16 protein-coding genes are annotated in these 13,264 nt (G+C 52.2%); 7 read left to right on the top strand and 9 right to left on the bottom strand.

What is annotated here, in order from left to right; translation table 11 throughout:
- The 3 genes from rpiA to Q0683_RS07475 all read left to right on the top strand — a co-directional run.
- On the top strand, positions 1-666 hold a 666-nt coding region (gene rpiA / locus Q0683_RS07485; protein ID WP_298977060.1), incomplete at its 5' end, for a ribose-5-phosphate isomerase RpiA.
- A 139-nt stretch (positions 667-805) separates the two neighbouring features.
- A complete protein-coding gene (locus Q0683_RS07480) occupies positions 806-1,129 on the top strand; it encodes a hypothetical protein (protein ID WP_298977058.1) in 324 nt (107 codons plus the stop codon).
- 368 nt (positions 1,130-1,497) lie between these two features.
- The gene (locus Q0683_RS07475) at positions 1,498-1,635 is read left to right on the top strand and encodes a hypothetical protein (RefSeq protein WP_298615088.1); all 138 of its coding nucleotides are present in this window, start codon (positions 1,498-1,500) and stop codon (positions 1,633-1,635) included.
- 58 nt (positions 1,636-1,693) lie between these two features.
- On the opposite strand, the gene Q0683_RS07470 is transcribed toward Q0683_RS07475, so the two are convergent.
- The 3 genes from Q0683_RS07470 to Q0683_RS07460 are packed head-to-tail and all read right to left on the bottom strand — an operon-like array spanning position 1,694 to position 5,587.
- Complete coding sequence (locus tag Q0683_RS07470; RefSeq protein WP_298615091.1) at positions 1,694-2,632, bottom strand: 5'-nucleotidase; 939 nt, start codon at positions 2,630-2,632, stop codon at positions 1,694-1,696.
- Complete coding sequence (locus Q0683_RS07465; RefSeq protein ID WP_298617812.1) at positions 2,616-4,490, bottom strand: tetratricopeptide repeat protein; 1,875 nt, start codon at positions 4,488-4,490, stop codon at positions 2,616-2,618. The genes Q0683_RS07470 and Q0683_RS07465 overlap by 17 nt, the downstream gene beginning before the upstream one ends.
- On the bottom strand, positions 4,487-5,587 hold the full coding sequence (locus Q0683_RS07460) for a glycosyl transferase (RefSeq protein ID WP_298615096.1): 1,101 nt from the start codon (positions 5,585-5,587) through the stop codon (positions 4,487-4,489). Before Q0683_RS07460 ends, Q0683_RS07465 begins: the two co-directional genes overlap by 4 nt.
- Positions 5,588-5,872: 285 nt before the next feature.
- Here Q0683_RS07460 and Q0683_RS07455 point away from each other — a divergent pair, with 285 nt between their 5' ends.
- Positions 5,873-6,370, top strand: a complete 498-nt coding sequence (locus Q0683_RS07455; RefSeq protein WP_298615098.1) for an orange carotenoid protein N-terminal domain-containing protein — start codon at positions 5,873-5,875, stop codon at positions 6,368-6,370.
- Between the two features lie 78 nt (positions 6,371-6,448).
- The gene (locus Q0683_RS07450; RefSeq protein WP_298615101.1) at positions 6,449-6,865 is read left to right on the top strand and encodes a nuclear transport factor 2 family protein; all 417 of its coding nucleotides are present in this window, start codon (positions 6,449-6,451) and stop codon (positions 6,863-6,865) included.
- Here the strand turns inward: Q0683_RS07450 and Q0683_RS07445 are convergent.
- From Q0683_RS07445 to Q0683_RS07435, 3 genes are all read right to left on the bottom strand, one after another.
- Positions 6,834-7,208, bottom strand: coding sequence for a hypothetical protein (locus Q0683_RS07445; RefSeq protein WP_298615103.1), 375 nt, complete (start codon positions 7,206-7,208; stop codon positions 6,834-6,836). The genes Q0683_RS07450 and Q0683_RS07445 overlap by 32 nt on opposite strands.
- Before the next feature lie 81 nt (positions 7,209-7,289).
- Complete coding sequence (gene sixA / locus Q0683_RS07440) at positions 7,290-7,808, bottom strand: phosphohistidine phosphatase SixA (protein ID WP_298615105.1); 519 nt, start codon at positions 7,806-7,808, stop codon at positions 7,290-7,292.
- A gap of 34 nt (positions 7,809-7,842) precedes the next feature.
- Positions 7,843-9,102 (bottom strand): bifunctional oligoribonuclease/PAP phosphatase NrnA, encoded by a 1,260-nt coding sequence (locus Q0683_RS07435; protein WP_298977054.1) that lies wholly within the window; start codon positions 9,100-9,102, stop codon positions 7,843-7,845.
- Between the two features lie 113 nt (positions 9,103-9,215).
- Between Q0683_RS07435 and Q0683_RS07430 the strand changes: the two genes are divergently transcribed.
- Positions 9,216-10,124 (top strand): ChaN family lipoprotein, encoded by a 909-nt coding sequence (locus Q0683_RS07430; protein ID WP_298615109.1) that lies wholly within the window; start codon positions 9,216-9,218, stop codon positions 10,122-10,124.
- A gap of 1 nt (position 10,125) precedes the next feature.
- Here Q0683_RS07430 and Q0683_RS07425 read toward each other — a convergent pair whose 3' ends face one another.
- On the bottom strand, positions 10,126-10,806 hold the full coding sequence (locus tag Q0683_RS07425) for a response regulator transcription factor (RefSeq protein WP_298615112.1): 681 nt from the start codon (positions 10,804-10,806) through the stop codon (positions 10,126-10,128).
- 77 nt (positions 10,807-10,883) lie between these two features.
- On the opposite strand from Q0683_RS07425, the gene Q0683_RS07420 reads away from it, so the two are divergent.
- Positions 10,884-11,624, top strand: coding sequence for a hypothetical protein (locus tag Q0683_RS07420; protein WP_298615115.1), 741 nt, complete (start codon positions 10,884-10,886; stop codon positions 11,622-11,624).
- Here Q0683_RS07420 and Q0683_RS07415 read toward each other — a convergent pair.
- Positions 11,536-12,339 (bottom strand): hypothetical protein, encoded by an 804-nt coding sequence (locus tag Q0683_RS07415; RefSeq protein WP_298977052.1) that lies wholly within the window; start codon positions 12,337-12,339, stop codon positions 11,536-11,538. The genes Q0683_RS07420 and Q0683_RS07415 overlap by 89 nt on opposite strands.
- A gap of 135 nt (positions 12,340-12,474) precedes the next feature.
- Positions 12,475-13,167, bottom strand: a complete 693-nt coding sequence (locus Q0683_RS07410) for a hypothetical protein (RefSeq protein ID WP_298977050.1) — start codon at positions 13,165-13,167, stop codon at positions 12,475-12,477.
- Positions 13,168-13,264: the final 97 nt, after the last annotated feature.

Raw genomic sequence — 13,264 nt, 5'->3', positions numbered from 1 at the left:
AAAGCCGCTGCCGATCGCGTGCAGTCTGGAATGATTGTCGGCTTGGGCACAGGGTCAACCGCGGCCTTTGTCATCCAATTTTTGGGCGATCGCCTGCGCAGTGGAGAACTGAGTAACATTGCCGGTGTGCCCACCTCGTTTCAAGCTTCTGTCCTCGCTAAAAAGTATGGCATTCCCCTTCTTAGCCTCGATGACGTGGAGAAATTAGACCTCGCCATTGACGGCGCCGATGAAGTGGATCCCGCCAAAAACCTGATCAAGGGAGGTGGGGCAGCCCATACCCGTGAAAAAATCGTGGACTCCCTTGCCGATCAGTTCTTGGTGGTGGTGGACAGCAGTAAACTGGTGCAGAAATTGGGTTCCACGTTCCCTGTGCCTGTGGAAGTGTTACCCTTTGCCGTAGCTCCTGTGACTCGCGCCCTGAAAGCCCTTGGGGGGCAGCCCGAGCTGCGCATGGGGGTGAAAAAAGATGGCCCGGTGGTTACCGATCAAGGCAATCTTGTGCTTGATGTTAAGTTTGACGAAATTGCCAACCCCGCGGAACTGGAGAGAACCGTTAACAACATCCCCGGCGTTCTCGAAAACGGCCTTTTTGTGAATGTGGCCGACGTCATCCTAATCGGTGAGATTGTGGACGGCCAGCCCCATGTTCGTGAAATGGCCTAGCAGTTTTTCCATCCATTTCCCGCGAGGAAGGAAGAGTTATCGTCTTGTGATCAATCTCTCAATCTACCGGTGATTGAGGTCTTAGGCGGCGACAGGGTTGCCATTAATAATCGGAGTATCCACTCTATAGGAGCTTCCAATGTCTCTCCACTCCTTCAGCCGCCGGTTGGTCACAGTAGGCAGTATTGCGGTTTCAGGTTTTGTGGTTGCTACTACAGCAGCCCAAGCCAATCCCCCGATTATCGTTAACTGCAATGGTGGTGGTCAAATTTGCGACCAAATGGCTCGTTATAACTTCACCTCTGAAAGCCCAAACTTTGATTACGCCCTACAGGTCACCGCGCCTGCTACCCACTGCTCGGAAGTGAAATATTTCACCACCAATCGTCAGGGACAGCGGGTCGAAACGGAGTTCCTTGGCCCCAACCGTTCAGCCTTTTTGCCCATTGGTGACAACTGGTAACAGGGGAATCACCCAATTCAAATTGGGGCAATCGGGCGCCAAGGGGGTTGTAATGCGGGTACGCTAGGTTCTTGGGGGGTTCAAGTCCGTCCTGTCATTGTTCCCCGCTAATTAGCAATGTACTCCTAGAAACCTGACTCATCCTTATCTATGCAAGGGTCAGTGGCAACAACACTGACCTTTTTTTGTGTGTATTTTAGGCTGACTTGGCCGATTTGTTTTGGGAGAGGAGCAACTTTCCGACTGAACCTCCAAGGGCGATCGCCGGTCAAATTGTTGAAAACAATTATATTTGAGGACGTGTGCCATGTGATTGCGTTGGTTGATATTGGCATTAGTGGTGGCAGGAATGTTGATCGCCCTACTCGATGTCTGCAAAATCTGCCCTGCGCAATGGCGTTCTTAGGGTGGGCAGCGTTGTTACTGCCGGTGGCAAACTTGAACTTGATGATCGCGAGCTAGATGTTTGGGTTGTCCAGATGAATGGGCCTCAGGTCTGCCCATAATAAATGCCGCAAGGATCCTGCCACGATAGCACTGCACCCTTGACCTAGTGAGCTTGACTTAGTGAGGGAGAATGTCACAGTTGCGAACACCAAAGGGGACATGTACTGAGGGAATTGAACCCGCTGCTGATTCTAGATGGGTCAATTGATCATCAAAGAAAATATGTGGCTTGAGTTGCTTGAGCACCCGTAATTTCTCCATACCGCCAAGGAAAAAGGTTTCATCAGGCATGACGCCCCAACTATTGAGGGTGGTGACCACCCGTTCACTGGCAAGGATATTGCGTGCCGTTACAATCGCAATCCGTAACAGCCGCTGATAGCTGGCATCCTGCTGCTCTTTGGCCATCTCCAACTGTTGAAAGGCGGCCAGTTTCCTAAACAGATCACTTAATGGTCCCGGATTGTGGGGAATGTTGGCCTTTTGCAGTTCATGGGCATGAAATTGTTCCAAATCCCCCTGATGAAATACGGCCTCGGCTTCATCATCCGCCAGTACGCCGTCAAAGTCAAAGGCAATACGCAACTCGGCATCCTCTTCATGGTCGGTAATCGGCGAAGGAATGACCATGCCCGCCGGATAGCCCGCTTTGATGGCCTGCTGCACATCCGTTGCATTGGCAGAGAGAAACAGGGACACATTGAAAGCAGGAATGTAGGGATGGGGAGATTTTCCGCCCAAGAAGGCGGCGCGGGTAATGTTCAGACCGTAGTGTTGAATTGAGTAAAAGACCCGCTGACCAGTATCTGGATCATTGCGGGACAGGAGAACCACCTCCACTGGCTCCTGCTCGGGATAGGCGCGATTCAGATTCAAAAAGCGGCGAATAAAGGGAAATGCCACCCCCTTGGGCAGCACATCGTATTTCCTCTCCCGCTGAAATTGGCGGTATTTTTCCGTGCCTTCGTTTTGGAATACTGCATCGGACTCCGTCAGATCAAACAGGGCACTGGAGGCCACAGCAATCACTAATTTGTCCTCAATTGGATACCCCATGGCTGATCCTTGGGTAGCGCGCTTGAAGCGCAGTGCGCAATTGGGCGATCGCCCCTTGCCAATCGTCCCGCTGCGGCTGACGAATTAACTGCGCTGACGGATACCAAGGCGATCGCGACTGCTGCCAAAGCCACCGCCAATCGGCCACAAAGGGCAGCAGAATCCACAGGGGTTTCCCCAGCGCTCCGGCAAGATGAGCCACAGCCGTGTCAATTGTAACCACTGCATCCAATTGTTGGATTAAAAGCGCCGTATCCAGAAAATCCCCCATATAGGACTGGCAGTCAATCACCCCCGCCTGCTGCAGTTGTGCTGCTTCTTCTGGCGATCGCTCCTTTTGCAGGCTATACCACTGAACATCAAATTCCCGCAGCAGCGGTAGGAAGTGCTCAAGAGCGCAGGAGCGCCGAGCCGCGCTTGGCGTTTGACTGCGGGTTGCCCAGACTAGGCCAATCCGAGGTTTAGAAACATGAAAGATGCTGTGGGGTGGGTGGGCCGGCAAAGGGAAATAGGGCTTGAACTTGGGAAAGTGATCCTGATCAATGCCCAAGTAGCGGGGCAGACTCAGGAGAGGGGTGTGATAGTCAAAAGGAGGAGGCGTGTCCTCGGTGCTAATCACCTCAATGCGCGGCAACGTCTGACAAAGACGCAGTAGGGGTGGATAAGCGGCAAAAATGACCCGTTGGGCACGCCGCGCCATGAAGGGCAGGAGGCGCACAAACTGAATACAGTCCCCCAGCCCCTGCTCGCTATAGATAAAAAGCGTTTTTCCCTCAAGAGACTGACCCTGCCAGCGCGGCTGCGGATAGGTGCGCAAGCCACCGCTGGGTTGCTGCCAGCGCCATTCGTATTCTCGCCATCCCTCCTGAAAGTGCCCCAAGAGTAGCAGCACCAGGGCAAAGTTGAGGCGCACGTCTGCCGCTTGGGGGTCTAAGGCAACCGCTTGGCGAAAGTGGTGGAGGGCAGCTTGCGGATTGCCTATTTCCAGAAGCGCGGTGGCCAAGCCGGCGTGGGCAGGGGCATTGAGGGGGTCAAGACTCAGACAGCGTTGGTAGTAACCAATTGCTCCGCTAAAGTCGGCTTCGCTGAGGCAAATTTGACCCAGTTGCAGGAGTGCTTGTTGATGTTTATTGTCCCGCAGTAGGACTTCTTGATAGCGATCGCGCGCCGCTGCGAGGTTCCCCTGGAGCTGCAAAGCATAGCCCAGATTGTAGAGAGCGGCCAGCAGTTCCGGATTGGCGCTCAGGGCCGCTTGAAAGTGGCGAACCGCTGCCTCATAGTTTTTCAGTTCCAGATAGACACTGCCCAGGTTATTGTGGACATCGGCTTGGCCGGCTTCCAGGAAGAGGGACTGTTCATAGCAAGCACTGGCCTCTGTGAGTTTCCCCTGAGAGTGCAGGCACAGTCCCAAGTTATACAACGTCGTGGGCAAGTCGGGATTCAAAGACAGGGCTTGGCGGTAACAGGCGATCGCCTGCTCAGTCTCTCCTAAATCCAGATAGGCATTGCCCAGGTTGCTGTGGGCTTCTACCCACTCCGGCCTAACTTCAAGGGCACGCTGATAGTGAGGCAGAGCCGCGGCCGGCTGCTGAAGGACATCGTGGAGCACAATGGCCAGCCGATAGTGGGCAGGGGCATACCACGGATCAAGGGCGATCGCCTGTTCATAGGCACTTTTGGCTTCTAGGGGTTGCGCCAATTGTTCTGCACTCAAGCCCAAAAGATAGTAGGCTTCTGGCTGGGGGGTTTTCTGAACACTCTGGCGTGCCCACTGCTGTGCCCCCTGCCAGTCCTGTTGCTGATAGAGTTGCCACGCCTTTTTTAGCGGCGAGGCGGTTCGCCATCCAAAAAGACTCACGGTGACGAGTAGGAATGGTTATTCAAATAATAGGCAACGGCGGTGGCAATTGTAGAATTTCCATTGCAGTCTAGGGGAGTCGGGTCTTGGGGCGGCTGCGGTTCTGCCCGCAAAAACTGCCAATTGCCGCTAAAGAATTCTTCATGACTCAGGATTTGATGGTAGTGGTGTGCCTGTAATCCCGCTACCAACACTGGCCCTTCAGCAAAATCATCACGGCGAATCGTTGCCACGGGTACCCCCAAGCGACAAGCCTCTGCGTAGGTACCATAGCCGGGCTTGGAGACCACCCGTCCACAGAGGGGCATGACATCTACTGGACGCAGTTGACGACCACAGAGCTTGATCAGGTTTGGCATGTCCGCCGGTGCAGTGTTGTCAAAGGTGAGGAACTGCCAGTCGGGAAAGTCCCTAAGGGCCGCATAGGGAATTGCTTCTAGACTCAACCCCCCAAAGGTCAGTAAAACCGTGCGATCGCGGGGGGTCACAAGACCAAGGCGCTGCCGCAACTCCGCCGGCTCAAAGCGCGGCTCGGCTCCCGTCAGGCCCACGGGTTCCTTGTGGGGAAAGGCCGCTAGCGGTTCAGCAAAGGGCAGTTGAAACAGGCGATCGCAGCCGCTATAGAGATCACTCACCCAATCCGCAATCTCAACAAAGTCATCCCCAAAGGAGCGATAGATAAAATCCCAGCCAAAATTACTGGCCATCCAGCAGGGCACGCCGGCCGCATGGGCGATCGCGACAGCCAATGGCGGAATATCGGCTAAGACCAACTGCGCCCGATTTTGCCGAATAAACTCGGCCTCTGCGCAGATTAACTCAGGGGCAGCCGCCCGCAGTTCCAAAAGCTTGGCACGGGTTGCCGCCAAATCCATGTGCAGACTATCCCGCTGAACCACCCCCAGATCAAGGGCACGGGGACGATGAATAAATTCCCCCTCCAAATTTGTCTGCAACAACCAATAGGGAGCAGCCGTTACCATTAAGGGCAACAGATCCGGCACCTGACGGCGAATGGCATTCACCAGGGCCGTTGTCCGCGCCACATGCCCAAAACCATGATTGGTGATTGCCACGTAAAGGGTTGGTCGAGCCACAGCCATCATTTTCTGAAAACAGAAGCAATCCTAACATTTGTAACAGTTGCCTCTGTGTGTTCTGGGTATCTTTTTGCCTTGGTTTCCAAAGCAACCCCCTGTTTTGCCCTCGGGAAGGTTGTCGCAAAGTATTTATTTCAATCTATTCTGGGAGTCTATAAAATAGACTTATTGGCGGTATTTATAAAATTCTGTTGCAACTTATGAAGATATGTAACATACTCTTGATTAGGAGGCAGAGATAAGCATGGCAACCTGCTAGACGTTCAATCTCTCTGAAGCTGTATGACCTACACAACCGATACTCGTTTCACACCCTCAACACTGGCCACAGCGGTGCAAGAGGTCACCACTCTCTTCAACTGCCTGAGCGTGGATGACAAACTAGGCCTTCTGTGGTTCATCTACACCGAAACGGGTCGTTCGATTACAGCCGCCGCCCCCGGCACGGCTCGCCTACAACTGGCGGAAGGGCTGCTCAATCAGGTCAAAGCACTCAGTTTTGATGATCAACTGCAATTCATGCGTGACTTGGTGGCCAATGTGGATACCCCTCTCACCCGCGCCTACGGCGTCTTTAGTCCCAACACCAAGCTCGCCTTCTGGTACCAATTGGCAGAACTGATGAAACAGGGGTTTGTGGTGCCCGTGCCCCCCGGTTATACCCTCAGCCGCGATGCCGAGCGCGTGTTTGAAGCTATCAAAGCCCTTGACTTTGGTCAACAAATTACCGTCCTGCGGAATGCCGTGGTCGCCATGGGTGTGGATCCGCTTGCTGTCTAATGAAGATGCCATGGGTTACACAAGGGGGCAACGTGCTCCCTTTTTTATCTCGCTTCAAACCACTGAGGATGTTAAAGAATGCCCCATTCTGTTCAAGGGAGTCCCCTTCTCGGCATTGATGAGCCAACGCTGATTGCCTATTTTGCTGCCCTCAATGACGAACGCTATGAAGAGGTGGCCGCCCTCTTTGCCGAGGAGGGAGTTCTCTATCCGCCCTTTGAGGAGCCGGTCATTGGGCGGGGAGCGATCGCCCACTATCTCCACCTTGAAGCCGCGGGTATGCGGGCAGAACCCCGCAAAGGAGAATTGTTGGCACAAGAGGGAACAGAGCGCTGCTATCGGTTAGTGGGCAAAGCTAAACTCCCTCTCTTTAGTGTCAATGTGGCCTGGCAGTTTGGCCTCAATACCGAGAATCAAATCACGTTTGTAAAAGTTGATTTGCTTGCTACCTTGGAGGAACTCTTCAACTATCAGCCTCTGCGTCAGCAGCGCTAGGGGGATTGGCAAAGACTTCCGCTTCTAAGGCTTCGAGGCGATCGCGCAAATTGTGGAGAATGCCAGAATGACTGAGGCGTACCGCTGCCAACTGCTCCCGCAGGCGATCGTAGGTTTCGGGCAGTTGTTGGCGCAGATGAATTACTTCACGGCTAAGAGCATTGACCTGTTGCTCTAACTCTGCCACTCGCTCAGGCAAACGCTCCGTTTGGGCATAAAACTTACAAACAATGTCCACAATTGCCACTTCAAGGCTAGGAAATTGATGCTCCCGCTGATAGGCATCCAGCCAACGGAGAAGATGTGGGGGTAAATGCGCCGTAATGTTCGACTCAGAATTCACAGTTCCATCCTGTGGCAGGCCGTACTTCTATTTTGTCGCTTTAGGGAGAGGGATGGCGCAGCATCGGCAAGATGCCTGTAGTCAGGCAATCCCATTGCTGTTGAGCAAAAACTTGGGAGGTGTCAACCAAAAGAGTTGGCTATTCCCCAAGGGATCGGTTGCGGGCACCTTCAGGCCGATAATGCCCGCCTTCTTGAGTTGGATGTGCCCCAAGGCTTTGCCACAGATGAGCAGTTCTGCCCAGTGACTGAGATTGGGTTCATGACCCACGGCAATCAAAGGCCCTTCATGTTCTTGACGCCAGTGACTGAGCCAATGGAGCCATTCCTGCAAGCTGCCACTCGGCGCCAGCAGCTCAGAAATCATTAAATCGGGGGCAACCCCCACTTCAAGGAGAATTTCTGCCGTTTGCCGTGCCCGCAGCAGCGGTGAGGAGAGAATGAGTTCTGCCTCAATGCCCAGATCCAGCAACCGCCGCGCCATCTGCTGGGTTTTCTTTTCGCCTTTGGCCGTCAGGGGGCGATCGCCATCACTGCCTTCAAAGACCGCCGCTTCAACCGCAATCCCGTGGCGGAAAAAAAAGACCGTTAGTTCCCTCATAAAGGCCTAAAACTTGAGGAGTGGGAACAGTGCCCTACTCCGTACCGTGGAGGACATTGTTCTTGGGATTAACGAGGTGGAGGAGCTTCTGCTTAATCTGGGTATCGTAAACACTCCACTTGAGTTTAGCGTATTCTGGATTTTCATTGAGACCCGACAGGAAGCCCACGGGAATTTCAAAACCGCCGGCTTGGGAGCGACCCCCACCAAAGAAACGCCCTTGGCCATCCTTACCAAAGGCCTCTTTGATAAATTCGTCAGGATCTAGGGTAATTTTCGTCGTGCGCAGCGAACCAATAATCAGTTCCACCTCTTCATCTTCGTCGTGAACCAGACCATAGACGACAGCGGTGTGAACATTCTCTTCAGTAACAAGGAAATCAGCCGCTTGGGGAATGGCATCGCGGTCTTCATAGCGGATATAGCCCACGCCAGAAATTGAGAAATTGTTGTGAATGGAGCGATTTTTTAGCGATCGCTCGATGACGTCCATCACCTGTTTCGAGCGGTGGGACTGCAAAATGGTGTTCAGCAGTTGATAATCAATAAAACGACTCAGAAAGGCGGCTGCCAGAAAGTCCTCTTCTTTCGCCTGTTTCAGGCAATCAGTGTCGGAGCGTAGGCCGTGCATGAGGGCAGTGGCGCATTTTACGTGAACCGGGTTGCTACTGTCGAGGGTGAGCAGTCCCGCCTGCAGGTATTGGGTAAAGATGGTTGCCGTGGCGCGGGTCGTTGGCCGAATGTCTGTAAACTCGGCTTGAATAGCTTCTTGGAGACTGTGGTGGTCAATAATGGCGATCGCCGGTAGGCCGGCCTCCTGCACCATGGGGAGCAATTGACTGGTGGTGCCTTGGTTGTCAATGAGGACGTAGCCTTGGTAGCAGGAGCAGTCCCGCTGATCCTTATTTTTCGTCCCTTGCACTGACCAGCGCACAAGGGGCATCCCCGTCAGCCGCACCAAGGTAATGTTTTCTTGATGGCTGAGGGCACCGGCGTAGGCAATATCGCACTGAATCTCAAACTGCTCGGCAATGAGCTTATAGGTCCAGGCCGAAGACAGGGCATCGGGGTCAGGAAAATCTTGGAGAATAATCAACTGCCGCGTCCCGCGATGGCGTTCCAACATTTGCCGCAGTGCTTCGGCGCGGGGGTCACTCAAGCGAACTTCCGCCTTCACCACTTCTGTAGAGGTCGTCTCCGATTTCACCAGTGCGTTACCATTCAGTTCAGGATGGGTGGAACTGACGTCACTGGCCGCAGGGTCACTGAGTTTAAGTGGATAGGGAGATTGCATAGGTGTTTCAGGGTTGGATAACGGGGTTGAACCCAATGGGGAACGCACAGAAGATGATTGTCGTTACCACATCGTTAACGACTCCATTTCGATCTTGGCAGATATTTTATCGTTTGGCATCCCCCCTTGGACGGTGTGTGGGTCGCTTAGCGGTGTGGCGGTCTTGGCATCCCTTGGCACTGAGCTTGGCGATCGCCCTCTTTTTGGCGGGAACCTGCAGTGTGAAGGCGCAGCAGGTCTGGCGGGGCAATGAATCAGTTCCTGTGCAAAGAGCCTATGCCGACTGGGAGCAAAAACACATCCTCTATTTGGGTGAGACCCACGATAGGGTGGCCGATCATCAGGCACAAGTACAAATTTTGCAGGAGTTACAGCGGCGGGGTCGCCCACTGGCGATCGCCCTTGAAATGATTCAGCGGCCGTTTCAAGCTGCCCTCGATGCCTACATTGCGGGTGAGATTACCGAAATGGAGTTGCTGGAGCAAACCCAATACGCCCAGCGGTGGGGCTTTCCTTGGTCGCTGTATGCGCCGATTTTTCGCTTTGCCAAGGAGCAGCAAATTCCCCTGATTGCCCTCAATACCCCCAGCGAAATCACCCGCCAAGTGGCCCGTCAAGGCCTAAGGAGCTTAGAAGGAGACGATTTTCGCTATATTCCGCCCCTGACGGACATTGATTTAAGCAACACCGCCTATCGCGATCGCCTGAAGGAAATTTTTACTGCTGCCCATCAAGGGGTGAGTCACAGTCTCAATTTTGACTTTTTTTACCAAGCCCAAGTCCTTTGGGATGAAACGATGGCCAAAGTCATTGCCAAGCATCATCAGCAAGATCCTAATCGCCTGATTGTGGTGTTGACGGGTCGGGGTCACGTTTATTTTGGGGATGGCATTCCCCAGCGGGTACAGCGACGGCTCTCCCCCCACCTCCGCCAAGCCATTATCCTCCTCAACCCCACAGCAACGGAAAAAGCCAAGCCCGGCATTGCCGACTGGTTTTGGCAAAATGATCCCTCCCTCTAAATTAGTCAGCTAAGCCATGTTCAAGGGCAAAGCGTACAAGTTCTGTGCGGCTGCTGGTGCCTGTTTTTACAAAGAGGCGACTCACGTACTTTTCAATATTGCGAACACTGGTATTGAGCTGGCTGGCAATTTCTTTATTCATTAGTCCCTTGACCACCAATTGCAGGACACTGGCTTCGCGGGGGGTGAGATCCAGTTGAAGCGGGGGAGTAGTGGGATTGCGCTTGCCCTGTTGGACGAGCATTGCCCGCAGTTCGGCAATTTGTTGGGCGAGGTTGGCCAAATTGGGTTCTGCCTCATCGCGAGCAGCCGCTTGGCGCCGCAGCAGATTTTTAATAATGGCCACCAGTTCATCGGGGTCAAAGGGTTTGGCTAGGTAGGCATCACAGCCAGCATCATAGCCCTGAATGCGATCGCGCTTCATGCCGCGCGCTGTGAGAAAGATGACAGGAATGTGGTTGAGATGGGGCTGTTGGCGTACTTTTTCCAAAAAGGCATAGCCATCCATCTGCGGCATCATGATGTCTGTAATAATCAGGTCGGGTACATTGGTCTCTAGGTACTCCAAAGCCGCCTGACCATTGGCCACCGCCGTCACCTCAAAGCCACTGTCCTCTAAATAGGCCGTTACCGCCTCGCGCACCCCCGGTTCATCGTCCACCAGCAGTAATTTTGCTGTCATTGCCTCTCTCCTACATCCGTAGAACCCAATCTACCCATGGTTTATTATTATTTGCAGTCTCTGTTTGGAATGTTTTAATGGCCATTATTGTGCTGCGGGCATGGTACCTACCGCAGTATGAACCCCTCGACCAGATCGAGCAACGCCCCCACGATCTACGGCTCAATAAAAGTAGCTTGCTGAAAACAGCATTGCGGGCAGATTTTCTCGATGACTTAGCAACAGTCCAGCGCTCGGAGTGGTTTCAGCGCTATCGCCTTGGCGAAACAGTGGAATTTTACATTGAAGGGAGTGGCAGCTATACAATCGCCAACATTGATATCCTTAGTCACGAAATCTACTTCATCAAGAGCGATCGCCTGAGTTACTTGGAGCCCACCCTCTTTTTCAGTGCCGCAGATAGCCCCAGTAGCGACGAGATTCGCACCGCCCTCAAAGCATTTGTAACCAATACTCCCAGTCGCTTCCCCTTGGAAGTAGTCGAAAGCCCACGCTCAGATACTGCTCCTCTGCGTTTGGATCGTCCCGTGATTACGCAATTGCGTCGCTCGCTCCTGTTTATCGCCGATGGCACAGCGGCTGAGAATGGCCAGTTGCCCCCTCCGATTGCGTTGGAACTCGGCTATGCCCTCGCCAGCAAACGACGGAATCAGATTCTGATCGTTGAGCAGCACTCTGGGAAAAACCTCCCCCTTTCCCTGGCGATTGATCTTCCCAGTCGGCAGCGTGTCATTTATGGAGAGGCCTCGGAGTTAGCAATGCTACTTCCTCCTTGCCTGAGGAACCTACTTCTACCCTTTCAGTTGCTGATGCCTTAGGGGCTGTGGGATTAACCAAGTGACACAATAGGTAGGGGGGTACGCCGGCTGCCAACAGGAGTTGAGGCAAGATGGGCAAGATACGAGAACACTGACGGATAAATTGACAAATCCACTCTTGAAGGATTTTCTGCTGTTGAGGAGTTAACTGTTGATTGCTGCTGTGCAGAGGGGAGTCAGGCTTCTGGAACTGTTCCACCGAAATTTGTGCAAGCCAACTCTGCTGTGGACGGGTAGCCAACCAATAGTTTTTTACAATCATTTTGCCAAGGTAGCGGCCGGCAACGGCGGTGATAGTCTGAAAATACCGGTAGTATTCTTCTAAGGTTGTTGCTTTATTAGTTTTTGTGGAAATTTTTGTGGATGAATCCACACCTTCTTGGGTATTGGCCACTTGGCTAAAAAATGCCATCATTTCCGTCAAGGCATTGTTGGAAACCGGCAACTGGATGCCCAGCAATTCAAAAATTCTATCCTCGATCTTTTGCAGTTGCTCACTTTGGGATGGCTCACTATTCTTAAGTTTTTGATGTAATTCAGCAAGGAATTCTAATTCATTGATTTGTGGATGAGTTAGATGCTCTAGCTTAAGATAAGCATCGGCACTTTCTTCTCCATTGTTCCTGCAATTCCTCCCTTTGTCTTGAAGGGCTGGCTGAGCTAACAGTAGCTTTCTTAGGTAGTAGCGAGCAAAAGGAGAAATTGACATGTTCATAGGAACCTCCGACTTTGAACAAAACAGGAAACACACCAAGATATTTTTTTGATAAGATATTTTTTTGATATTATCATTTGTTTTTATATCTTCTGTCTCCCTCTAAAGAAGCCAGTTTTAGGCATCACCTAAGGATCAACGAATAAGCTCGTAGAGCAAGTGGGAAGGAATCCCCGCTGCCAAGAGAAGGCGCGGCAGCGTGGGCAGCACGCGACAGCAATGCTGAATAAAATCACGAATCCATCGCTGCAAGGTTTCTGCTTCATGGTTAGTTAAAAGTTGATCATGGGGCGTGAAGTTACGGTTGTGGAACTGATCTACTTGAATTTTTGCCAGCCAGCTTTCACGGGGTTGTGTCAATAGCCAATAGTTAGTGACAATCATTTTGCCAAGGTAGCGCACTGTTACTTCTGTAATTCGCCGACAGTATTCGTAGTAGTCAGCAAGGTTTACAGATTCATAGTTCACACTGCGCCTAGGGATCTGCTCTTGGGTTTCCGCAACCTGACTAAAGAAAGACATCAAATCCGCTAAGGCATTGTGGGAAACAGGCAATTCAAGACCAATGAGGTCAAAAATTTTCTGCTCAATCTGTTTAAGCTGGTGGGTTTGATGTGGCTCGTTAACCTTTATTTTTTGATGTAACTCAATGAGAAATTCTAGCTGATTAATTTGTGGATATGTTAAATGATCTAAGTGGATGTAACGCTCTAGGTATTTTTCCTCAATGCCCAGTGGATGTGTGTCACGGTTCACATAGGACTGAATGGCGGGATGTTCTGCTAGTAAGCGCCGCAAATAGTGGCGACTAACCGGGGAAATATTCATAGCAGGAACCCTCATAATCAGGACGGTACATAGCACCAAAAAGCGGAGAGGCACGTGATATGTGCGTACTTTCGGATGTGCAAAAAGAAAATAAATA

Source organism: uncultured Thermosynechococcus sp., assembly GCF_938074695.1.
Lineage (GTDB): Bacteria > Cyanobacteriota > Cyanobacteriia > Thermosynechococcales > Thermosynechococcaceae > Thermosynechococcus.
This window is presented reverse-complemented; position numbering and strand designations above follow the sequence as displayed.

Coding starts and splice junctions, on each gene's coding strand:
- Q0683_RS07480 (WP_298977058.1), top strand. CDS start 806: ATGTCTCTCCACTCCTTCAGCCGCCGGTTGGTCACAGTAGGCAGTATT.
- Q0683_RS07475 (WP_298615088.1), top strand. CDS start 1,498: ATGTCTGCAAAATCTGCCCTGCGCAATGGCGTTCTTAGGGTGGGCAGC.
- Q0683_RS07470 (WP_298615091.1), bottom strand. CDS start 2,632: ATGGGGTATCCAATTGAGGACAAATTAGTGATTGCTGTGGCCTCCAGT.
- Q0683_RS07455 (WP_298615098.1), top strand. CDS start 5,873: ATGACCTACACAACCGATACTCGTTTCACACCCTCAACACTGGCCACA.
- Q0683_RS07450 (WP_298615101.1), top strand. CDS start 6,449: ATGCCCCATTCTGTTCAAGGGAGTCCCCTTCTCGGCATTGATGAGCCA.
- sixA (WP_298615105.1), bottom strand. CDS start 7,808: ATGAGGGAACTAACGGTCTTTTTTTTCCGCCACGGGATTGCGGTTGAA.
- Q0683_RS07435 (WP_298977054.1), bottom strand. CDS start 9,102: ATGCAATCTCCCTATCCACTTAAACTCAGTGACCCTGCGGCCAGTGAC.
- Q0683_RS07425 (WP_298615112.1), bottom strand. CDS start 10,806: ATGACAGCAAAATTACTGCTGGTGGACGATGAACCGGGGGTGCGCGAG.
- Q0683_RS07420 (WP_298615115.1), top strand. CDS start 10,884: ATGGCCATTATTGTGCTGCGGGCATGGTACCTACCGCAGTATGAACCC.
- Q0683_RS07415 (WP_298977052.1), bottom strand. CDS start 12,339: ATGAACATGTCAATTTCTCCTTTTGCTCGCTACTACCTAAGAAAGCTA.
- Q0683_RS07410 (WP_298977050.1), bottom strand. CDS start 13,167: ATGAATATTTCCCCGGTTAGTCGCCACTATTTGCGGCGCTTACTAGCA.